The sequence below is a fragment of the Streptomyces sp. NPDC005141 genome (assembly GCF_053599975.1).
In genome coordinates this window covers 24,772-45,033 of sequence record NZ_JBSFYW010000064.1, presented here as the reverse complement: position 1 = coordinate 45,033, position 20,262 = coordinate 24,772, and the positions used below count along the sequence as shown (strand labels likewise).

19 protein-coding genes and 2 pseudogenes are annotated in these 20,262 nt (G+C 69.5%); 12 read left to right on the top strand and 9 right to left on the bottom strand.

Annotated features, from left to right (window positions below; all coding sequences use genetic code 11):
* Position 1: 1 nt before the first annotated feature.
* The 10 genes and pseudogenes from ACWD68_RS34485 to ACWD68_RS34440 all read left to right on the top strand — a co-directional run bounded on the left by ACWD68_RS34485 (position 2) and on the right by ACWD68_RS34440 (position 9,894).
* Complete coding sequence (locus tag ACWD68_RS34485) at positions 2–520, top strand: HIT family protein (protein WP_451810394.1); 519 nt, start codon at positions 2–4, stop codon at positions 518–520.
* On the top strand, positions 520–1,554 hold the full coding sequence (locus ACWD68_RS34480; RefSeq protein WP_451810393.1) for a phosphotransferase enzyme family protein: 1,035 nt from the start codon (positions 520–522) through the stop codon (positions 1,552–1,554). Before ACWD68_RS34485 ends, ACWD68_RS34480 begins: the two co-directional genes overlap by 1 nt.
* Entirely contained in the window at positions 1,538–2,926 is a 1,389-nt protein-coding gene (locus ACWD68_RS34475) for an MFS transporter (RefSeq protein ID WP_451810392.1), read from the top strand. Before ACWD68_RS34480 ends, ACWD68_RS34475 begins: the two co-directional genes overlap by 17 nt.
* Before the next feature lie 55 nt (positions 2,927–2,981).
* Positions 2,982–4,277, top strand: coding sequence for a protein-L-isoaspartate O-methyltransferase family protein (locus ACWD68_RS34470; RefSeq protein WP_451810391.1), 1,296 nt, complete (start codon positions 2,982–2,984; stop codon positions 4,275–4,277).
* Positions 4,274–5,143, top strand: a complete 870-nt coding sequence (locus ACWD68_RS34465) for a class I SAM-dependent methyltransferase (protein WP_451810390.1) — start codon at positions 4,274–4,276, stop codon at positions 5,141–5,143. Before ACWD68_RS34470 ends, ACWD68_RS34465 begins: the two co-directional genes overlap by 4 nt.
* Positions 5,140–6,597 carry a phosphotransferase gene (locus ACWD68_RS34460; RefSeq protein ID WP_451810389.1) on the top strand — a complete coding sequence of 486 codons (1,458 nt, stop codon included), beginning with the start codon at positions 5,140–5,142 and terminating at the stop codon, positions 6,595–6,597. The genes ACWD68_RS34465 and ACWD68_RS34460 overlap by 4 nt, the downstream gene beginning before the upstream one ends.
* On the top strand, positions 6,594–7,670 hold the full coding sequence (locus ACWD68_RS34455; protein ID WP_451810388.1) for a GNAT family N-acetyltransferase: 1,077 nt from the start codon (positions 6,594–6,596) through the stop codon (positions 7,668–7,670). Before ACWD68_RS34460 ends, ACWD68_RS34455 begins: the two co-directional genes overlap by 4 nt.
* Positions 7,619–7,774, top strand: a pseudogene (locus tag ACWD68_RS34450) (M15 family metallopeptidase); the annotation flags it as partial. The gene ACWD68_RS34455 and the pseudogene ACWD68_RS34450, both read left to right, overlap by 52 nt.
* 42 nt (positions 7,775–7,816) lie before the next feature.
* Entirely contained in the window at positions 7,817–8,500 is a 684-nt protein-coding gene (locus tag ACWD68_RS34445; RefSeq protein ID WP_451810387.1) for a class I SAM-dependent methyltransferase, read from the top strand.
* 689 nt (positions 8,501–9,189) lie between these two features.
* Positions 9,190–9,894, top strand: coding sequence for a DEAD/DEAH box helicase family protein (locus ACWD68_RS34440; RefSeq protein ID WP_451810386.1), 705 nt, complete (start codon positions 9,190–9,192; stop codon positions 9,892–9,894).
* On the opposite strand, the gene ACWD68_RS34435 is transcribed toward ACWD68_RS34440, so the two are convergent.
* From ACWD68_RS34435 to ACWD68_RS34405, 7 genes and pseudogenes are all read right to left on the bottom strand, one after another.
* Positions 9,836–10,168, bottom strand: coding sequence for a histone-like nucleoid-structuring protein Lsr2 (locus ACWD68_RS34435; RefSeq protein ID WP_451810385.1), 333 nt, complete (start codon positions 10,166–10,168; stop codon positions 9,836–9,838). The genes ACWD68_RS34440 and ACWD68_RS34435 overlap by 59 nt on opposite strands.
* A gap of 1,022 nt (positions 10,169–11,190) precedes the next feature.
* Positions 11,191–11,520, bottom strand: coding sequence for an NUDIX domain-containing protein (locus ACWD68_RS34430; protein WP_451810384.1), 330 nt, complete (start codon positions 11,518–11,520; stop codon positions 11,191–11,193).
* A gap of 290 nt (positions 11,521–11,810) precedes the next feature.
* The gene (locus ACWD68_RS34425) at positions 11,811–12,212 is read right to left on the bottom strand and encodes a hypothetical protein (protein ID WP_451810402.1); all 402 of its coding nucleotides are present in this window, start codon (positions 12,210–12,212) and stop codon (positions 11,811–11,813) included.
* A 133-nt stretch (positions 12,213–12,345) separates the two neighbouring features.
* Positions 12,346–12,852, bottom strand: a pseudogene (locus ACWD68_RS34420) (methyltransferase domain-containing protein); the annotation flags it as partial.
* 41 nt (positions 12,853–12,893) lie between these two features.
* On the bottom strand, positions 12,894–13,211 hold the full coding sequence (locus ACWD68_RS34415) for a hypothetical protein (protein WP_451810383.1): 318 nt from the start codon (positions 13,209–13,211) through the stop codon (positions 12,894–12,896).
* 577 nt (positions 13,212–13,788) lie between these two features.
* On the bottom strand, positions 13,789–14,199 hold the full coding sequence (locus tag ACWD68_RS34410) for an NUDIX domain-containing protein (RefSeq protein ID WP_451810382.1): 411 nt from the start codon (positions 14,197–14,199) through the stop codon (positions 13,789–13,791).
* Between the two features lie 234 nt (positions 14,200–14,433).
* Positions 14,434–17,556, bottom strand: a complete 3,123-nt coding sequence (locus ACWD68_RS34405) for an NACHT domain-containing protein (protein WP_451810381.1) — start codon at positions 17,554–17,556, stop codon at positions 14,434–14,436.
* 183 nt (positions 17,557–17,739) lie between these two features.
* Between ACWD68_RS34405 and ACWD68_RS34400 the strand changes: the two genes are divergently transcribed.
* Positions 17,740–17,907 carry a hypothetical protein gene (locus tag ACWD68_RS34400; RefSeq protein ID WP_451810380.1) on the top strand — a complete coding sequence of 56 codons (168 nt, stop codon included), beginning with the start codon at positions 17,740–17,742 and terminating at the stop codon, positions 17,905–17,907.
* Between the two features lie 113 nt (positions 17,908–18,020).
* On the opposite strand, the gene ACWD68_RS34395 is transcribed toward ACWD68_RS34400, so the two are convergent.
* A complete protein-coding gene (locus ACWD68_RS34395; RefSeq protein ID WP_451810379.1) occupies positions 18,021–18,293 on the bottom strand; it encodes a DUF4158 domain-containing protein in 273 nt (90 codons plus the stop codon).
* Positions 18,294–18,662: 369 nt separating this feature from the next.
* Between ACWD68_RS34395 and ACWD68_RS34390 the strand changes: the two genes are divergently transcribed.
* Complete coding sequence (locus ACWD68_RS34390) at positions 18,663–19,136, top strand: hypothetical protein (protein ID WP_451810378.1); 474 nt, start codon at positions 18,663–18,665, stop codon at positions 19,134–19,136.
* 325 nt (positions 19,137–19,461) lie between these two features.
* Here ACWD68_RS34390 and ACWD68_RS34385 read toward each other — a convergent pair whose 3' ends face one another.
* Entirely contained in the window at positions 19,462–20,127 is a 666-nt protein-coding gene (locus ACWD68_RS34385; RefSeq protein WP_451810377.1) for a hypothetical protein, read from the bottom strand.
* Positions 20,128–20,262 lie beyond the last annotated feature (135 nt).

Genomic DNA, 20,262 nt, shown 5'->3' with positions numbered 1-20,262 from the left:
CATGACGCTCCCGCAGCCGAGTGCGGCCTCCTGGCCTGAAGACTTCCTCGCACACCGCTCCGGCCACAACTGTGCGATGTGCGGCAACGACTGGCAGGCCGACGACATCGGGTGGGGATTGCTGCTGCACCGCAACGAGGTGTCCCAGTCCTACCTCTGGCGATCTGGCGAGGTCCGGGGCTACGCCATCGTGATCTTCACTGCCCGGCACATTGCCGAGCCCACCGAGCTGTCGGAAGAGGAAGCGGCCGCCTTCTGGCGCGACACCCTCGCCTTGGGCCGAGCCCTCGAGCAGCACTACAGGCTGGTGAAGATGAACTACTTGCTGCTCGGGAATGCGGTCCCGCATGCCCACTGGCACTGCGTTCCGCGACGCGAGGCCGGTACGGACCCGGCCCCGGGCGGACCGCTGCCCTTCGACGTGCTCGATCTCGGGTGCCAGAACGAAGAGCAACTACAGACGGATGCCCGAGCGCTGCGGCAGCTGCTGAACTACCCCGGTCGATCGGTGGTGCGGTGATGAGCGCGCCGTCGGACGTGATGGTCGTGGCGGAGATCCTGCCGCGGTTCTACCGGATCATCCCCACCGTGGTCGACAGAGGTCCCGTGGGGACCGCGACCCGCAACTACGTGGCCCGGGACAGCGACGCCAGCCGGTGGTTCGTGAAGGCCTACCGGGCGGGCGCCGATCTGGACGCGGAGCGCCAGGCGCTGGAGCTCTGCCAGTTCGCGCGGCTCGGCGGAGTCCCGGTGCCGGCTGTGCGGCGGACCCTGGACGGTGATCTCATCGCGACCGCCGAAGGGATGGCGGTGTCCGTCGCGGCGTACGTCGAGAACGCGGAGACAGCGGAAGGCGGCCTGTTCGGCGACCGGTGGGCCGCGGTGGGCGAGACGGTGGGCCGCCTGCACCGGACCCTGGCCCGTCACCCGGCCGGACCGCCGCGCCGCGTACCCGCCCGGGAGGTCTGCGACATGAAACGGGCCCGGCAGCGCCTCGAACGTCTGCTGGCCCGCTTCGCCAAGAGGCCACCCACCTCGGGGTTTCCCGCTTGGGCACGGGAGACCGCAACGCAGCGGCTCGACGCTCTGCCCGCCGTGGCCGCCGTACTCCAAGCGCTGCCGGCGGCCTTGACGGTGCAGACCATCCACGGCGACCTGGCCTCGCCCAACCTGCTCTTGCACGGACAGCATGTGGCGGCAGTGATCGACTTCCGGCCGCCGCGGCACCGCAGTCCCGTGTGGGAGCTCGGGCGGATCGCCCTCGACCCGCGCACGGTCCTGGCAGAGCCGGACTGGCCCACCGGCCTGGCCAGCGCGATCGCCGCCTACCAGGCAGCCAACCCGGCCCTGCCGGCCGAAGAACTGCTCGCCGTACCCCGGGTCGCAGCCGGGTACCTGGCCTGCTCTGTGTATCCCCTGTCCGAGGCCGTCGACGACCCGGCGGCTGTCACCCCAGACCTTCAGGCGTACGGCCGGAACCGGCAGGCGGCCGTGGTCGAGCTGTGCGAGCGCCTGGCGGAAGCCGAGGAGGTGCTCCATGACCTCATGCGCTGACCCCTCCTCACCCGGCAGCCGGCCCTCGCTGTGGCGACACCGCGACTTCCGCCGCTACCTGACGGGTCAGGCAGCCAGCGTGACCGGCAGCTCGATCAGCGCCATGGTGATCCCCGTGCTGGCGGTACTTGAGCTGGACGCGACCACCGCCGAGGTCGCCTGGCTGACCTTCCTGGGTCAACTGCCGCCCGCACTGCTGGCCTTGCACGCCGGGGCCCTCGCCGATCGCCACTCCAAGCGGAAGCAGATGATCATCGGCGATCTCGTCAGCGCCGCCGCGCTGGCCAGCATCCCGGCAGCGGCCGCACTGGACAGGCTGTCCCTGGCCCAACTGATGGTGGTCGCGGCCATACAGGGCGCAGCGGGCGTGCTGCACGATGCCGCCGCGATCAGCCTCCTGCCCAGCCTGGTCGACCGGTCCCTGATCCAGCGGAGCAACAGCCGGATCGGCGGGATCTTCGCCGTCGCCGCCACCGCGGGCAGCAACCTCGGCGCCGCCCTGACCGCACTCCTCGGCCCGGCCCGGGCACTTATCGGGGACGTCATCTCCTACCTCATCAGCGCCTGGTGCACCGCCCGCATCCTGGCCCCCGAGAGCCCCCTGGCACCCGCGCAGGGGCATCGGCTGCACACCGAGATCGGTGAGGGCCTGCGGTACGTGCACCGCGACCACCGGCTGCGCACCCTGACCCTGGTCAACGCCACAACGTCGGGCGCCCTGGCGCTCCTGAACACCCTGTGGGCGCTGTACCTGCTCCGGCCCCTCGCGATGGGGACGACCGTCTTCGGCGTGGTCCTGGGACTCGGAGCCCTGGGCGCGGCGGTCGGCGCGCTGGCTGCTCCGACACTCGCGGCGCGGTACGGGCCCGGCCCGATGATGCTCGCCGCTCTCGCAATCATCCCGCTCACCCAGATCCCTCTGCTGCTCGCCTCTCCCGGCCTCGCCTGGCAATTCGCCATCGGTACTGCCCTGTTCCTCCAGCTGGCCTGTGCCGCGGCCGCGGGAACGACCCAGCGCTCCATTCGCCAGGTCATCACCGCCGACGGCATGCAAGCCCGCATGCAAGCCGTGAGCACCTGGCTCACCTCCGGTGCGCGGCCGGTTGCCGCACTCCTCGCCGGCGGACTCGGCACCTGGACCGGCGTGCGTCCCACCCTGATCGTCGGCACCTGCCTCCTCGTCGCCCCCGTCGTGGTCCTCTACCGCTCGCCGCTGCGCAGCCTGCTGGAAATGCCCGGCTCGCGCTCTGCGCCTCCTCCTTCACCAGGCGCCCTCGCGCAACCGGCGCCATCACCGTTGGGGCCGATGGTGCCCAATCCCGCGGCCGCCGGAGATGCGCGGCACGACCGCTCCTCGGGAGGGAGCCCGTGAACACGGAACTGAACACAGCCGGTGAGCGAAGTGCCGAGATGGGCTGGGGCGAGCAATGAGCACTCTGGACCCATGCCCCGCCGCCGGCGACCAGGCACCGGGACGCTCAGCAGGCCCGGCCGGCGGCGCCGCACCGACAGATGCGGAAGCGGATCCGGCAGCCGCGCGGGCGGCGATGGCCGCCCGGCTCGAGGAGGAAGGGGCTCTGCGGCCGGGCCCGGTCCGCGACGCCCTGCTCATGCTGCCCCGTGAGGTACTGATGCCGCAGGCGTACGTACGGCGCACCGCCCCGGGCGAAGAACCGCCGCGGTGGGACCTGCTGGACTGGTCGGCGCCGCAGGACCGCCCCGAGCTGCTGGAGGTGCTGTACGGCGGGGCCAGTGTGCTCGTCCAGCACGACAGGGAACCGCTGCTGGGCCGGGCGCGTGGGACGCGGTCGGGTGCGTCGATCACGTCGATGTCGACGGTGATGGGCCTGACCGCCTCGTTGCTGGAGGAACTCGATCTGCGCCCCGGTCAGCGGGTGCTGGACGTCGGGACCGGCGCGGGGGTGACCGCCGCAGTGGTCTGCCAGGTCTGCGGAGACCAGGGGGTGGCCACCCTCGACCGGGACCGTCACCTCACCGGCGCGGCTGTGGCCCGGCTGGCCGACCTCGGCTTCCGGCCGGAGGTGGTGTGCGGATCGGGCGAACAGGGCCTACCAGAACGGGAGTTCGACCGGATCTTCGTGTCGTACACGGTGGAGTGTGTGCCGACGGCCCTCGTCGACCAGCTTGCTCCCGGGGGCCGGCTGCTGGCGCACGTCAGCAGCGCGTCCCCGTCATGGCCCGGCCTCGCCGTCGTCGAGCGCACCGCCGACGGGCAGATTCAGGCTGAGTTGCGGGCCGTGGAGTTCGCCCATCGTGCCGGGCACGGCATGGAGCGGATCTGGCTCAGCAAGGAGTTCCGGCAGCGCATCGCCACTGAGCCGGGCACTTGGACGCAGCTGAGCATGCTGGCGCCGCCGGCGGACGACGACCGGGGCCTGTGGCTGGCCACGGACCACCTCCTCGGCGGCGGCCTGGTGCGGGACTTCGGCGCCAAGCATCTGGTGATCGGTGCACCCGGCTGCGGGTCGTGGCTGCGGGTGGAGGCTGCGGAGCGCTGTCGCTGGAACGTCACCACCCACGGTCCGCGCAACATCTGGAAGGAGATCCAGGATCTGGCCGGTCGGTGGCGGGCGGCCAACAGCCCCAGCCGCTACCGCCTTGTCTTCGATCCCGACGGTGGCCAGCGGGCCGTATCGGCGTGCGGCCGTCTGTCCTGGCACCTGCCCACCCCCCGCCCGCTCGACGAGGGAGCATCCACGTGACCTGTCCCGGCGATCCCTTCCCGAGCCTGCCTCCGGGCAAAGGGGCCCTGTCTACGGCGGCAGCCGAGAAGTACGACCGCTACCGGCCGGGTGCGCCGACCGAGGTGGCCGAGCTGCTGGCCGACACTGTCCGGAATCTTCCCCATCCGACGCTGCTGGACCTGGGCACCAGCACCGGGCAGGCCCCCCGGGCTCCGCTGACGGCGCTCCCCTTCCTCGCGTACATCGAAGCGGTCGACTGGAGTCGGCCGATGCTCGACCAGGCCCGGGCCGCTCCCACGCGTGTGCTCAGGGAGTACACCCTCCAGCTCGTCCAGACCTCAACCGACCTCTACGAGCCCCTCGCCCCACGGCCCGGGGCGGACAGATGGACGCCGGACCTGGTCACCTGCTGTCGGGCCTACCACTGGATGGACGGTCCGGACGTCCTGGCGATGGCGCACCGGGTCGCCGCCCCGCAGGCCACGCTGGCGATCATGGGGGACGGAAGCCTGTGGACATACGAAGCCGACTGGACCCGGACGCTGCGCGACCTGATCCAGCGCTACCTGGGGCCCAGGCGTCGTGCCGGAGCGCTCGGCGACTACCCCGAGCCCGGCCGCCCTTTCCGCGAGGACCTCGCCGGCTCGGCGTGGAGCGACGTGACCGAGCACCGGGTCCCCGCCACACGGTCCTGGACGCCGGAGGTGGTGCTCGGCCATCTGCGCAGCACGTCCTTCGCCGGGGCCGACCTGTTCGGGGAGCGGCACGCATCGTTCGAGGATGAGGCCCGGGCGCTGCTTGCCGAGCTCGCGGCAGGCGGATCGCTGGTGGAGGAGGCCGTGTTCACGGTCCTGCCCGCCCGGCGTCCGGGTGGGGCGCAGTGAGCGGGCAGCGGCACACCGAGCCGGTGGACGTCCATCTGATCCTGCGCCGGGAGACCGCCAAGGGGCCGGAGGTTCTGCTCTCGCGGCGGGCCGGGCAGGTGTACGCGGCCGGCCTGTGGCACCTGCCGTCGGGGCATCTGGACGGTCCGCACGAGGACGTCGTCGCCGCCCTGGTACGTGAGGCGCAGGAAGAGACCGGTGTCGTCATCGACCCGGCCGACGTGCGGGCCGCGGTGACCGTGCACCATCGCAGCCCCGGCGGTTCCTCCCGCTCTGGATACTTCTTCGAGGTCCGACAGTGGCAGGGCGAGCCCCGGATCGCCGAGCCGGACGTCTGCGATGCGATGGAGTGGGCGCCCCTTAACGCTCTGCCCGCCGGGATGGTGGCGTACTGCCGTGCCGGCCTGGACGCCTACACCTCTGGCGCACACCTTGCCGTGCACTTCCAACTGCCCCGCGACCCCATCGCCTTCGACCCCGACACCGACCGACTGCGCCTCGTCCCGGACATGACCGGCCGGGCGTTAGCCCGCCGTCCCGACGCCCCGGTCGTGGAGTTCGCAGAGCAGGCGATCGGCCGGATCACCGAGTGGACGGATACGTCGTGGGCGCGCGAGGACAGCCGCGTGTGGCGGGCCCAAGGCGCGCAGGGCGGCACCTGGTACGTGAAGGTCCACCAGAACGACAAGTTCCACCGCAGGGAAGTACGCGGGCTACGCACGTGGGCACCGGCACTGGGGGAGGCGGCGCCCCGGCTGGTGGCCGCCGACGAGAAGCTGAGGACCGTGGTGCTCACCGCGGTGCTGGGCCGTCCGCTGCACGGCGCTGTGCTTGCCCCGCAGCAGGAGAGGGCTGTCTTCCACCGGATCGGCGCCCTGGCCCGCCGCATCCACCAGTCCTCTCCCCCACGGCCTGCTCCTGCCGGCAGCGGCCCGGCCGTTGCCAAGGCCGACCGGCATCTGGCCGGGGCGCGGTCTCATCTGCGTCCGGGCGATGAGGAGTTCGTCCGCGAGCTCGTCCGGCAGGCCAAGGACCTGCCGCCGCTGCAGTGGGTGGAGACCCACGGGGATTTCCAGCTCCGCAACATCCTCTGCATCGCCGACGCTGCCGTCCCCGACGCGGAGTACGCAGCGGACGATCCCGACGTCTTCGTCGCGGTGATCGACCTCGAGCGCAGTGAGCCCGGGCCGGCCGTACGGGATCTGGTCCGCCTGTCCGATGCCTGGGTCGGCCGCCCCGACCTGTTCGACGCGTTCCTGGCCGGGTACGGCAGGTCCCTGACCGATGCCGAGGAAGCACGGCTGGGCATCGACATGGCTCTCGATGCCATGAGCGGGATCTCGTTCGGCAGTGCCCACGGTGATCCCGAGTTGATCGAGCGCGGCCGGCGGACGCTGGCCCGGCTGCGCGCCGAGCACCACCCACCACTCTCTTCGACAGGAGATGCCCCGTGAACGCCAACACGGCACCCGTCGCCGCGACCGAACCGCAGGATGCCGCCGGGCGAACGCCGGTCCGCGCGGCAACACCCGCTGACGCCGAGGCCATCATCCGGATGCGCTCCGAGCACGTCCTGTCCGCACCCTTGAACGAGGAGTGGATCCGGCGGTGCACGGACGAGCTGGCACCGCGGCTGACCGAACAGGGGGACGCGCGGGCCTTCGTCATCGACACCCCGGACGGCACGATGGCCACCTGCGCCCTCGGCCTGATCCATCCCGTGCTCCCGGCACCGGCCTACCCCCGGGGCCTGGCAGCCCGCGTCCAAGTGGTCGCCACACAACCGGACTTCCGGCGTCGCGGCTACGCCCGGGCCGCGGTCTCGACACTGCTCGACCACCTCTCCGGCGTCGAGCACGTCACGCTGTTCGAGCTTCACGCCAGCATGGAAGCGCTACCGCTCTACCGTGAACTGGGCTTTACGGGCAGCCCGGCGCTGATGCGGATGACGCGGCTCGAACAACCGGCCGTCGCGAGCACCACGGAGAGCAGCCCCACCTGGCTGCCGCCCGCGCAGTACGCCGAGACAGTTCTCAAGGCCACCGCGTTCTCCTGCCTGTACTTCACCGACGAGGACGACCGGCTCCTCCAACTGCACTCCGTCTACTCCCCCGCGCACCCCTGGCAGCTGGTCGGCGGAACGATGGACAAGGGCGAGCGCCCCTGGGAGACGGCCGTGCGCGAAGGCCGGGAGGAGACCGGCCTGACCGTGTCCGGCCCACCCCGGCTGCTGGCCACCGTCTACGGACTGCCCGGCGCCAAGTGGCCCTACAGCACGATCGGGACGGTCTTCGACGGCGGCCGACTCACCGCGGCACAGATCCGCGGCATCACCCTGAATCCGCAGGAGCACGACGAAGTCCGCGTCCTGCCTCTGGCCGGGTGGAAGACCCTGATGCCGCCCCGCGACTTCGCGCGCCTGAGCGAGGTGCAGGAGGCCCGCCGCACCGGCGAGGCCGCGTACTTCGGCACCTGGCCCGCACGAACCGGGCCACGTTGGGCGGGGCGCTGTCCGCCGCAGACTTGATCAACTACGGCACGCAGTGGTGGCACTGGTCGTTCGGCGACCGGTACTGGGCACTGCAGACCAAGCAGCCGGCCGCCCTCTACGGCCCCGTCGAACTGCCCTAACACCGCACCGCCGGCCCGCCTTTCACCAACGAGGAGCGATCTGTGGGATCCACCCCAGCCAAATGGTCCGAGCATTACAACGACGGCCGCGGTTTCCGGCGGCTCGGGGACGAGGAGAAGGGCCTTCTCGTCGAGCACGCGCCGGCGCCCGAGGGCGGCCGCGCTCTCGACGTCGGCTGCGGGACCGGCGAGATGGCCGCGTACCTCGCCTCGCTCGGCTACACCGTCGACGGCGTGGACTTCGCCGAGGGCGCCCTGACGCGGGCCCGCGCCGAGCAGGCCGAGGGGGAGGGGGTGCGCTGGCTCTGCCTGGACGTGGAGCACGAAGACCTGGCCGACCTCGCCGAAGACGGCTACGACCTGATCGTCCTGCGGCTGTCCGTCGCTTTCATCCGCGATCGCGCTCGTGTCCTGCGCCGTCTGGCCGCGCGGCTGCGCGAGGGCGGGGTGCTCGTCATCATCACGCCGGTCGTGGAGCACACCGCGGAAGAGCGGCGCCACATCGCGCTGGACGAGAACGAACTCGCCGCGGTCACCGACGGATTCGATCGCGTCGAGCGGTTCGACGCGAAGGGCCTGGCGGTGCTGGCCTTGCGCGGACCGGCCACCTCGTTCAGCGCGGAGGAGAAACTGCGGCCCGAGCCGCAGGCAGGCCGAGGGACCATCCCCAAGACGCGACCCGTGTCCACCGTGAACCGACGCTGTACTTCGCCCAGCAGGCTGTAGAGAGCTTTTGGGTGGCCTGGCAACAGGACGTCGGACGCGTCCCTCGGGACGGGCCGGCGGCCGGGAGACGGGCAGGGAGCCCGCGGTGGCGGCCCTGGCCGCGAACGGCGCGAGCACGCGGTGATGGTGGCGCTGGAAGCGCTCCGGGAGACGGGCGGACCTCGTCACCGTCTCGCCGCTGAACTAGCGCGGGAGCACGGGGGCGTCGCACGCACCTGGCAACGCGCCGTGAACGAGGCGCATCAGTGGTTCGAGCAGGAGCGCAGTGCGGAATTCACGTGACCGCCACGGGTGGCCGGCGCAACGGCGAAGCAGCCCGGTACTGTCCAGATGACATCACCATCCCAGCGGCCTCTGCTCTTCTGCACCCGCCCCGCCTCCTACTCACTCAACTGCAACCCGCAGGGGAAAAGCGGCTCCAGAGGGGATGTCAGCATTCCGACCACGCGAGAATTGCTGGGATGAGCTGCGGGGATGCCCACTGGGGCTCCGGTTCTCGCGCAGGAGATGCCGCAAGAGGTGATGCAAGAGATGTCGCAGGAGTAGCTGCAGGAGATGGTGCGGCTGCGTACTGTCCGACCGCCCCGGATCTCGTGGGCCGCGCGCGGTACACAACAGCACGCCGGCTCGCCAACCCCACCGCCTGAAGGCCCCGATGCCTAGCTCACCGCCATGAGAAAGGGATTCGCATGCCGCACCAGGCGCTGCGCCCGCATCAGATCGAAGCCGTGGACTCGGTCCTTCGCGTCCTCTCCGAGCCCTCCGGTGGCCACATGCCGCCCGAAGGACTCAGGGCGCAGGTGATCGCCGCGACCGGGTCCGGGAAGACGCTGATTGGTGTGGAGTCGGCGAACCGCCTGTCGGCGCGCCGTGTGCTGGTGTGTCGGCGACGGCTGATAAGTGGACCAGTAGCGACGATTGAGTTCGTGGTCGACAGTGCGGATCCGCAACTCGACAGCACTGCAAGGACCAGCCCAGCACTGTCGAAACTCGTGAACATCTCACCAGGCGGAGACGGCCGAACGCCTCTCCCAAATCGAAGCGCTGTCCGTCTCGTAGACGAAGCCATTGGAACTGATGGACTGCGCGCAAGGGTGCAGGATGCTCACTGCCACGGGAACGTACGGCTCGTCGAGCGAGTCCGTCCTGAGTCCTCTCCGGGCCGCGGGCCGAAGAATCGCCCAGCGTACCTGACCTACGTCATCGGCCAGGTACATCTTTACGGAAATTCCCGCGCCCCCGCTCCCGCCATGAACGATCAGGAGCGTCTCGACAAGGAATCTATGTGCGTTTTCCCCGGGCCGCCCACGAGGTACGGAACGAAGGTCTGTGCAGTCAGCGGGACTTATCATAAGCCTCACGAATACTGGACGGAACGCGTCCTCGGTCGTTGACCTGATAGTTGTTCTCCCGAGCCCAGGCTCGGACCTCCTCCGCACTGGGCCCGTCGGCCGGCGCCTTGCGCACACGCCCCGCCCCGCTCGCCCGACCGGTCTTGCGACCCTTTTCGATGAAGGGAGCAAGCGCTTCGAAGAGCTTGTCGTAATTATCCGAGACCAGATCGATCTCGTAATTTACGCCGTCAAGGGAAAAGGTATGCGTCCGCACTTCGTCGGATTCCGCACCGGTGAGGTCATCCGTGTAAACGGTAACGATCTTCTGAGCCATACGGGAATGATACCCGCTTTTTTCTCGGTGTCTACCTCGAAGATTCCTCAGGACCGGCAGATCCAGTACCGACACGCTGACACATCTGAGAACAAGGGAAACGGAACAATGCAGCGGTCGCGCCCTGTTGTAGATCTTGCGTCAACGTCGGCGCCGAGCGGCCCGCCCTCGGCACCGATACGGAAGCAATGAATGCATGCGCCGCTCCCCGCGTCGTCCAGTGCACGGACCGAGATGAAACTCGCTTTCCACCGTTGCGCAAGGCCGACGAAATGCCCGTCGGTCACGGGAGCACACCGCTGGAACGCCTTCAGCCGCGAACTCAGGGGTCGCAATCGGGACATCCTGGGCGGCGCTGTAGCGAGAATCCATAATCCGCGCCTCTCATGCCATCATGGTCTGCTTCGGTCGCATGCCACCGTCACGAGCAACAGACAAGACGCACCAGGCAGGAGCTACCACTGCCTCCTCGCCGCCGACACCGCTGAATGACCCGGCCCGACCGTCAATGCGCAAGTCCTCGATGACTCGCGAGACTGCTCAGCCACACGCCCAGCACGACGGTGCAGCCTCGTTGTGCAAGCAGCGGCCGGACCCCGCCGATGGCGCGGGTAATGGTGGCGCCGTCCAGGCCGAACCAGCAGGCATGAATCGTGCCATGAGGCAGATTCACCAGCGGGCCGGCAACCGGTCAACAGCTACGACGAACTTGTGCTTCGAGAACGCCCGACTCCCCGTTCACCGCCCAGACGTCGACGGCGGCATTGAGGGTGGGGCGGTGCCGCCTCCGACCGTACGGCAGGGCCGAAGGCGGCGAAGGCAGTTCAATACCTGGGCCGGTAGGACGCTCCGGGCCACCTAACGCGGGGCTGCCGCTTGCGATGCCCACCGCTTCCGCGGCCGGCCGACCTGCACGTCACGGTGCTCGGCCCAATCCGACAGCGATTCGTCGTCCATCGGGGCGTTCCTCACGGTGGTTGCTCTTCCGAAGGGTGTCGACCTAGGCGCGCAGGGGCGGGTTGTCAGCCGTTCGCAGGACGATGATCTGCGAGGAGCAGGGCCAGCGGCCCCGCGGGAAGGAGGAACCGCCCGTCGTGCACGGCCCGCAGCGCCTCGGCCATCGACCACCACGACAGCTTGAAGTCCTGCTCCGTCTCGGTGAGTTCCTGGACGCCGAGGGCCAGATCGCGGGCCTCGTAGATGTGAACGCGCGCCGGAGAGCTCAGAGTGATGGCGTGCGAGCCCAGCTGCCGCCACTGCCCGGCGGTCACTCCAGCTTCCTCGCGCAGCTCGCGGCGGGCGCAGTCCAGCGCACTCTCCCCGTGTTCGCGGCGCCCGCCGGGCAGTAACAACTACTCGCCTCCGTGGGCTGGGAAGTCGGCGCTCAGCAGTGCAACCAGGCCATCTGCGTCGAGCGCCGCGACCACAGAGGCGTCACGCATGGATCCATCGCTCATACGGATCGAGCCTAGCGGTCAGTTGTGCACCCATGCGGCGAAAGGAACATTCCGCACGGCGGCGTGGGTGTAGCGGCCGTGGAAGTTGTGTCACTGGCATCCGGGGGCGGGCGTGGCTGCCAAACACAAGGCCCCGCCCGCCCCGACAGGGCAGTGGACAGGCAGGGCCGTTCTGGCTGACGCAGTCAGGACGCGACCGGGAGAGCCCAGCTTGGTCCATCTGTGTCCTCGTAGAACACGGTCTGGCGGGTCGGCGTGACAGTCAGCAGGAAGGCGTCGCGCTCGGGTTCGTGTCCGAAGATTTTCGCCAGGTCCTCAATGGTGTCCCACAGCTTCTGCGGGCCGACCTGCCGCACGGAGCCCGAGGCGTGGGCGATGGCGGTGGAGCCGTCGGGGGTCCACAGTCCGACGGCATCGAAATCTCCGTCCTGCGTCGGCCAGCTGCAGGATGTGTAGCCGGGCAGGGCCAGGGATGCGGGGAACTTGAGCCGCCCCAGCAGGTCCGCCGGCGGGACGCTGGTGGCGGTTGGGCTCTGCTTGAGTGCGGCGTCGAACTGGGGCTCTGATACGCCGGTGCGCCGCGCCATGGAGTGCGCCGGGATGGTGAGGAAGTGTCCGGTGGCGTGGCCGACGGCTGTGACGGTGGGCGCGGGCGACGCCGTATCCGATCGGGGCGACGATGACGGCGTTGGGGGCTGCCTGCTGCAGGAGCAGTTTCGGGATGGCGTGGAGGCCGACAGTCGAGATGATGCGGTCGTACGGGGCGTTGCCGGGGTGACCCTTCGCGCCGTCGCGGACCGCCAGGGTCGGGTTGAAACCTGCCTGCTGAAGACGTCAGGCCGCCGTGTCGATGAGGTCAGGGTCGATGTCGATGCTGGTCACGTTTGCATCGCCGAGCCGGTGGCAGAGCAGCGCGGCGTTGTATCCGGTGCCGGTCCCCAGTTCGAGAACGCGGTGGCCTTCGCTCACGTCCAGGGCTTCGAGCATGGCCAGCATGATCGACGGCTGGCTGGAGGAGCTGGTAGGGACACCGCGTTCGTCGAGCTGGGTGGTCAGGGCCGTGTCGCTGTGGACCGTTTCCAGGTAGGCCGGGTCCGACCGGGTGAGCGGCTGCCACGTCCCGGTGCTGTCCTGCTGGTGGAAGCGGGGCACGAACAGGTGGCGGGGTACGGAGGCGAAGGCGTCGGCCCATTCGCTCGGGTGCTCTGCCGTGAGATCGGCGGCCATGCGTTGTCGTGCGGCAGCGGTTGCGCCGTCGTCGGGCACGGTCATGTGGTGGCTCCCATCAGGTACTTGGCGTGCGCCGCGGCGATCGGCAGGCCGGTACGATTTTCGACCCATCCCCGGGTGCCGGCGGGGTTGTTCTCGAAGAACACCCACCGCCCCGTGGGAGTGACGGCGAAGTCGAATGCCCCGAAGGCGATGCCGTAATAAGCGAGGAACCGGCGCACGGCGGTCGCGGTGGGGTCGGGGACGTCGACAGTGTCGTATTCGATGTGGTCGTAGTCGGTTCGCCAGTCGGTTCCGGCAGCCTCGCTCGTCGTGGTCAGTTTGCCGCCGAAGACGTGGCCGCCGACGGCGATCATTGAGCGGGCCGTCCACGTCCTTCGCGAAGGCCCGCGCCGCGTCGCGGCTGTTGGTGATGACGCTGTGCGGCACCGACATTCCGCAGCGGATCGCGCGACAAGCTGCTGCTTTTCCCGCCGGGCAGTGGCCAGGCCCGGGTCGGCTTCACTGTGGGTGCCGACGCGGCGGCGAAGCTGCCCGGCGTCGCCCAGACGGCGTCGCCCTCCCTGCGGCTGTGCTCGTCTGCGCTCGCCCCGCCCCCGTCTCACTCATCTTCAACCGGCCTGGGAAAGCGGCTCCAGAGGGGATGTCAGCATCCCGACCACGGCCGAATTGCTGTGGTGAGCTGCGGGTATGCCCGCTGGGGCTTCGGTTCTGCGCAAGAGATGACGCAAGAGATTTCGCAGGAGATGCTGCAGGACATCGTGCAAGAGATGTGGTGCTCTCCGGGCCGGCTGCAGGAGAGCTGGCTAGCGTCATCGGGAGCGGCGGATGACGTGGAGGTAAAAAAGCTCACCACAGCCAACTCATCAACTGCGAAGTTCGGGATTCCAGCAACGAGTCTCGCCACGCGGCGACTACAGGCCGACCCGTGGCTCAGCTGGCGAGCGCGACGGGCTGTTCGGGCGTACGACCCTCGGCGACCGCCGTCACCAGGTCGGCGAGACCGACGGGATGCACCGTCTCTCGAGTGGACCGCTGTTCGGCCGCTGTCCACCAGCGGCACTCGCGGATGCTGTCCGTCTGCGTGGCGCCGGAGAGGTCAACGGCGCTGCCCGCGACGCGGGCGAGGAAGTACCGCTCGACCTGACGGACTTCACGGCCGCCCACGAGGTGGTCCTTGCTGCGTTCTGCGAGCTGCGGGCCCAATTCGACGGCCTTCTCGTCGACCCCGAGTTCTTCCCGCAGCTCACGAAGCATCGCCATGGCGTAGGTCTCGCCTTCCTCCAGAGATCCGCCGGGGGTTGCCCAGAGGCCTTCTCTGCACCAGTCAAGTCCGGGTGTCACTAACGAACGTGTCACCAGCTCCAAATAGCGAGGTCCTGCTGGTGAGAGCGGTCTGCGGTGTGAATCTCAGGAGCCGACGCGGGCGCGTTCCAGCACTCGGTACTCCGTTGCCCGCTCACACGGATAGCCCCCGTTCACCGGACAGATCAGCGGACCCCCTAAATGAGACGGTGAGCGCGCAGGTCGCTGCTCTCCGCCGCGCAAGATCGCGACTGCCCGTTGGGGGATCATCCTCTAACGAACACTTCCACGTCCTCCGTCTTCCCTGTCGAGCCGGGCCAGTGTCTCGGCCGCCCGCACGCGGAAGTCGTCGGGGATGTCGTCGTCGGCGAGGTAGGCCAGGTGGGCCGCACCGGCTTCCCTGTCGACCCGGGCCAGTGCCTCGGCCGCCCGCACGCGAGTGTCGGCGGGCAAGGAGATGTCGTCGGCGAGGCGGGCCAAGCGGGTCGCACCGGCTTCCTTGTCCAGCTCGGCCAGTGCCTCGGCCGCCTGCACGCGGGTGTCGCTGTCCAGGGTGATGTCGTCGGCGAGGCGGGCCAAGCGGGTCGCACCGGCTTCCTTGTCCAGCTCGGCCAGTGCCTCGGCCGCCCGCACGGGGTAGGCGCTCTCCACGGGCTCGTCGGCGAGGCGGGCCAGGTGGGCCGCACCGGCTTCCTTGTCCAGCTCGGCCAGTGCCTCGGCCGCCTGCACGCGGGGGTCGCTGTCCAGGGTGATGTCGTCGGCGAGGCGGGCCAGCCGGGCCGCACCGGCCTCCCCGACCACCCGGTCCAGAGCCTGCGCTGCCTGCACACGGATGTCGTCGTGCAGGGCGGTGTCGTTGGCGAGGCGGGCCAGGTGGGCCGCGCCGGCTTTCCTGTCCAGCTCGGCCAGTGCCTCGGCCACTCGCACGCGGAAGACGCTCTCCAGGGTGGTGTCGTCGGCGAGGCGGGTCAGCCGGGCCGCACCGGCCTCGTTGTCCACCCGGGCCAGTGCCTCGGCCACCCGCACGGGGAAGTAGTTGCCCAGGGTGGTGTCGTCGGCGAGGCGGGCCAGGTGGGCTTCAGCGGCCTCCCCGTCCACCTCGGCCAGTGCCTCGGCCGCCTGCACGCGGGTGTCGCTGCGCAGGGTGGTGTCGTCGGCGAGGCGGGCCAAGTGAACTACACCAGCCTCCCCGTCCACCCGGGCCAGTGCCTCGGCCGCGTGCACGCGGGCGCTATACAGGGTGGTGTCGTCGGCGAGGCGGGCCAGGTGAGCCACACCAGCCTCATGGTCCACCCGGGCCAGTGCCTCGGCCGCCCGCACGTGGAAGTGGACGCCCAGGTTGTCGTCGTCGGCGAGGCTGGTCAGGTGAGCCACACCAGCTTCCCTATCCAACTCGGCCAGTGCCTCGGCCGCCCCCACGCGGGAGAAGCCGTACAGGGTGATGTCGTCGACGAAGCGGCCCAGTTGGGCGGCGGTGGGGCGGGGAGGGAGGTTGGTCCTCAGGAAAACCTGCGTGGTGAGCATCCGGCAGACTTTTACTCCTCCGTGTGCGGTGAGTTCCTCCAGATACTGGGTGGTCTCGGCTGTGATGCAGTCTTGAGGGACGAGGAGTCCGTCGAGGAGGAAACCGAGGTAGGAGTGATCCAGGTCAGGTGGTTCCAGGCGACCGCCAGCCGGAACGTTTGGCGAGGCGATCAGGTCGTTGAGGAGTCGGGTACGGCTCTGCTCGTCGCGGGTGGCGTGGCGGGCGGCGTGGTACTCGAGGAGGGTCTGGTGGAGGAAGTCGAAGTCGTCCGCGCGCTGGGTCAGGATGCCGGTGGGCCGCAGGAGGTCAGTCAGGAACGAGTTCCACAGGCTCTGTTCCACCTTCGGCGGGCGGCTCGCCTGCTGGTGTGAGGCCAGTATTTCGACAGCGGGCACGGTGCTGCCGTTGATCCTTTCGTGGGCGAAGTGGTCGATCAGTTCCGGCAGGTGATAGCACACTCGTTGCGCAGCCTGCTCGGCGGCCTCCTTGTCCCGGGGAACTTGGTAACGGTCTTTCAGCTCGCGGATCGCCTTGTCGTGAGTATTCGCGACCTGCTTGTGCCTGTTTTGCTCGTAGATCAGTTCGACGAATGACTCGTACGCCCTGGTACGGCCGTCGGGCAGGGGACGAGCGGGATCGGCCGCGTAGAGCTGGCACAGCATGAAGGACATCAGCGGGGTACGGGCCAGGACCTCCAGGCGTGAGCGCTTGAGCCCGGCCATGAATGCCTTGGCGTGGCGGACGGGGTCATCCAAGGGGCGGAACCAGTGCGTGGCGTAGGTGAGCAGGTCATCGCGGGAGAAGGGCTGTAGTTCGTAGCGCGGCACATGCCGGCGCAGTGCGCCGAGTTCCACTGCGGGCAAGGGGCGGGTCGCTACGACGAACCGGTACAGTCCCGTCCCGGCCGCGGCAGCGCCGGCGAGCATCGTCAGAACAGCGCTGCGGGTATCGGCGTCGGGGATTTCGTCAAGGCCGTCGACCAGCACGAGCCACGACACCCCGGCGCGTGGCGGGTGGCGGAAGAAGTCGGCTGTCAGCTCGTCGAGCAGCCCGACCTGCCGCAGGTCGCCGGTTACGGCCTTGGCGAGGGCCGTGGGCAGCGGGTCCGTGCCGGTCAGGGCTGCTGCGCTCACCATCACCGGGATCGTCTTCCCGGTCATGCCGCCCAGCCAACCGTCGGCGGAGTCCGCCAGGTGAGCACGGAGCAGCGTGGACTTGCCGCCGCCGGGTCCGCCCAGCAGGACGCACGTGGCCTGGTCTTCCCCGAAGACCTCGGTGGCGGGCACCGTGGGGCCAGCTTGGTTCCCGGACGCCGGTCCGTTGCCCGGGCCGGGGCTGCCCTGGTCGTCCTCAGCCGGGGTGCGTGCCTGCTGGCGCACGTACACATCGGCCAGCGCCGGTAGGCTCGGGGCGCCTAGGACCCCTGGATAGGGATGCTGTCTGGCAGCGTCACGCGCCGCCGTCAGGTATGCGACCACCAGCGGCGCGTTGGCTGGTGCAGAGGCGCGGGGCCGGGTGTCTTTGGCCTGCTCCCAGCGGTTCTTCCACAGTTCCTCGGTGGCCATCCACCGTGCTGTTGCCTGGCCGCGGGAGGGGCCGCTGAGGGTGTCTGGTGACGGCTGTCCGGACCACTCCAGCAGTACCTGGACGAGGGCCCACAGGGATCTGAAGTCCTTTGCCGGGCTGCCCGCTTCGAGCCAGCCGCCCACCGTGGTGGGCCCCAACCTCGCCAGCCCGGCCTGCTCCAGTCGGCGGTTTGCCTCGTCGATCGCCTCCGTGCGGTTTCTGCCCTGAAGCGCCGTCTCCGCCAGTTCCCGCAGCGCCTCGCGCAGCGCCTGCCGCCCCGCACTGAAGTCCCTTTTCTTGCTCACCACGCTCATTCCCACTCGCCCCGGATCCGGCGGATCCGCTCAGGGCCGGACTGGATACACGCGTGACCTGGCCTTTTGCCGATGTCGTCCGCTCGGTCCGGCACGTCTTCGCTGTTCCGGGCCGCTCTTGTGGGATGGCCCTCGTGCCGTTCGTCGGACGGCGGCACGGACGGAGGGACTGCCATGGACGTCACCGCCTGGGCCCTGGTGCCCGTGACCGGCATGCTGGTCACGGCCACCGCGGCCGTGCTGATCGTCGTCGTCGCGCTCAAAGGCACCGCCTCGCGGGACCGCGCCACGGTCCTGAGGGCTGTCGCCGAGGTGATCCTCGCCGTGCGAGGCCGCAGGTGAGGGCCCGCCTTCGGCCCCCGCTGGCCGACCGGGTCGAGCAGCCCGGACCACTGAGGTTCGGCCAGCTCGTCCTGGAGCATCAGGGAGAAGACGTACACCACCCTTCCTCGATCTCACGCTGAAGGTCGCGGTCGCGCAGAAAGCGGGCGACGGTGAGAGTCGAACTCAGCGGCCGGCATTTTCATCCGCCCAGCGACGAACTCGACCACCTCGTCCGCCAACCCCCTCCCGCCCCGGGGGAACCGCCCGTGCTGTGTGTAGTGCTTCAGCAACAGCGCGAACCCCAGCCTCGTCGCGCCCCGCTTCCCCGCCACGAACTCCAGTTCATCGTCAAGCACCGTCCAGTGCTCGACCAACTCGTCCATGCTCACCGGCTGCCGCCCCATGGCCGCTCATCATGCCAAAGAACCCCCTGGTCCGAACGGTTGCTTCATCAAAGCTCTACCGATTTGGGGCTGGTGACACGTTCCCGGACCGATCAATGGCTGGACGCTGCCGCCCGTCGGCAGACGCAGCGTCTACAAGCAGCAGCTCACTGGCGGGCGCCCGCGCGAACGACGTGTCGTCATCAGTGACTTCGTCAATTGCCGGGATCCGGTGCGGCCCGAGACGTGTCGGGAGGCCGTCGACCTGGCCGAGGCGCTGCTGCCCACAACCCCAGGCGTCACCCGTGCCGTCGTCCTCGTCACGACACCACCCAGTTTGCGCTGTGGCGCACGCTGCTGTCGGGGACCGAACCAACCTCGGCCGCGCCAGTGGTGCTGCGCCGCCACGACCGCCGCAGCCTGCGTGTCTGGGCTCAACGCGTCAACATGTTCCACACGGAAGACCGCCTGGACCGTCTCCACGAGCTGACCGGCGGCTGGCCACTCCTGGTCAGCCGAGCCCATCGCCTGCACGGCGAACTTGGTGACCCCGACGAGGTGTTGCGCCGCTTGGCAGACCTCCGCACGGAGCGAGCCGAGGCCCGTGCCTTGGCCGAGGCGACCGGCATGTACGCGGACCCGTTGATTACCACTGGATACCGGGCCCTCGACGACGAGTTCAGGGACGGCCCATTCGATCTGGAGGGCGCGGTAACCGCCGTGGCGCTCAAGATCGAAGACGAGGACGAGCACGAGGCACGGTGGATCGTCAATTGCCTCGACGCTCTTCAGGTTCTCGAGCGCGAGGACGCCACATTGCGCCTGGAGCCGGTATTGCGCCAGTGCATGGCGCTAGACACGTGACGTTGAGTGCCCACCGGTCCGGCTGCCCGCATGTTCGGGCAGCCGGTTATCCGGGCAGCTCCGCCGCAGCCTGGTCCGGGCCTAGGAGGCGTGCTGCTCCCCTCGCACGCGGGGATGGTCCCGTCGAGTCCAGGGGCGGCTCGGGCGTCCTCGTCTGCTCCCCGCGCACGCGGGGATGGTCCCATCTTGACCTTGTCCACTTCGATCTCGAAGAGCTGCTCCCCGCGCACGCGGGGATGTTCCCTCCCGCCGCCGGTCGCCCGCTCGAAGGACTGCTCCCCGCTGTCGGTCCAAAACTGACGATCGCCGTTGACACCTGTCGGGGTCACGACGAGCGGACCGGGTATCCCGTCGCGCGGATCTCGTCACGGACGTCGGCGAGGGAGATCTTCGGGTTCAGGCGTCTGACGATGTCCTCGTCCAGCGGGCGCTGCTCGTAGATGTCCCGCACCGCGTCGAGGTCCACGGGCCGTTCGTAGTAGTCCTTCGCCCATGATCGGAACGCCTGCGGTGTGCGCTCGGTGAGCATCGCGAACATCCATCCGGAGCCGTCGGGGTCTCTCTCCCCCTCGGGAAAGTCGATCCGGCCCGTGCGCCACCGGTCGTCCTCCTTCTCGCGCCAAAGACAGCAGGTGACCATGGGCATGTCCTCGTCCTGGAAGGCCGGTTCCTCGACGGCGGAGCGGAACACCTCGGGCACCGTGTCCAGGACGCCGGGCCACACCTCGTCGTCCGCGTACGGGCTCATCGCCGACTCATGGTCGAAGCCCCGGATGTACGCACCGGCCGCCGAGAAGACCACGTCGTACTCGTCGCCGCCGCCGTTGCGCATCGAGAACCACTTCTCGCCGTCCCGTCCCTGCGCACCGAAGGTGAAGTACCGATAGGCGCCCCCGTGATTGAGCACGGCCTCCGCGACGGCAATCGAGAGGCACAGGTCGTGCAACTCGGGCAGGTCAGGCAGCGAGGCCGCCACGTCATGAACAGTCATGACGTCATCCAAGCGCACACCACCGACAGCGCTGCAAGCGCCGTCGCGCGCCACCCCCAGCGCGGCGGACGGCAGGTCCGGCCGACCTGGGCTCGGTGCACGCGCGTCTCTGGCGGCTGGAGCCCGACCCGCATT

Excerpts from the sequence above, each read along its gene's own strand:
- ACWD68_RS34485 (WP_451810394.1), top strand. The coding sequence starts at position 2 with ATGACGCTCCCGCAGCCGAGTGCGGCCTCCTGGCCTGAAGACTTCCTC.
- ACWD68_RS34480 (WP_451810393.1), top strand. The coding sequence starts at position 520 with ATGAGCGCGCCGTCGGACGTGATGGTCGTGGCGGAGATCCTGCCGCGG.
- ACWD68_RS34475 (WP_451810392.1), top strand. The coding sequence starts at position 1,538 with ATGACCTCATGCGCTGACCCCTCCTCACCCGGCAGCCGGCCCTCGCTG.
- ACWD68_RS34470 (WP_451810391.1), top strand. The coding sequence starts at position 2,982 with ATGAGCACTCTGGACCCATGCCCCGCCGCCGGCGACCAGGCACCGGGA.
- ACWD68_RS34440 (WP_451810386.1), top strand. The coding sequence starts at position 9,190 with ATGCCGCACCAGGCGCTGCGCCCGCATCAGATCGAAGCCGTGGACTCG.
- ACWD68_RS34435 (WP_451810385.1), bottom strand. The coding sequence starts at position 10,168 with ATGGCTCAGAAGATCGTTACCGTTTACACGGATGACCTCACCGGTGCG.
- ACWD68_RS34425 (WP_451810402.1), bottom strand. The coding sequence starts at position 12,212 with ATGGCGCGGCGCACCGGCGTATCAGAGCCCCAGTTCGACGCCGCACTC.
- ACWD68_RS34415 (WP_451810383.1), bottom strand. The coding sequence starts at position 13,211 with ATGATCGCCGTCGGCGGCCACGTCTTCGGCGGCAAACTGACCACGACG.
- ACWD68_RS34400 (WP_451810380.1), top strand. The coding sequence starts at position 17,740 with ATGGACGTCACCGCCTGGGCCCTGGTGCCCGTGACCGGCATGCTGGTC.
- ACWD68_RS34395 (WP_451810379.1), bottom strand. The coding sequence starts at position 18,293 with ATGGGGCGGCAGCCGGTGAGCATGGACGAGTTGGTCGAGCACTGGACG.
- ACWD68_RS34385 (WP_451810377.1), bottom strand. The coding sequence starts at position 20,127 with ATGACTGTTCATGACGTGGCGGCCTCGCTGCCTGACCTGCCCGAGTTG.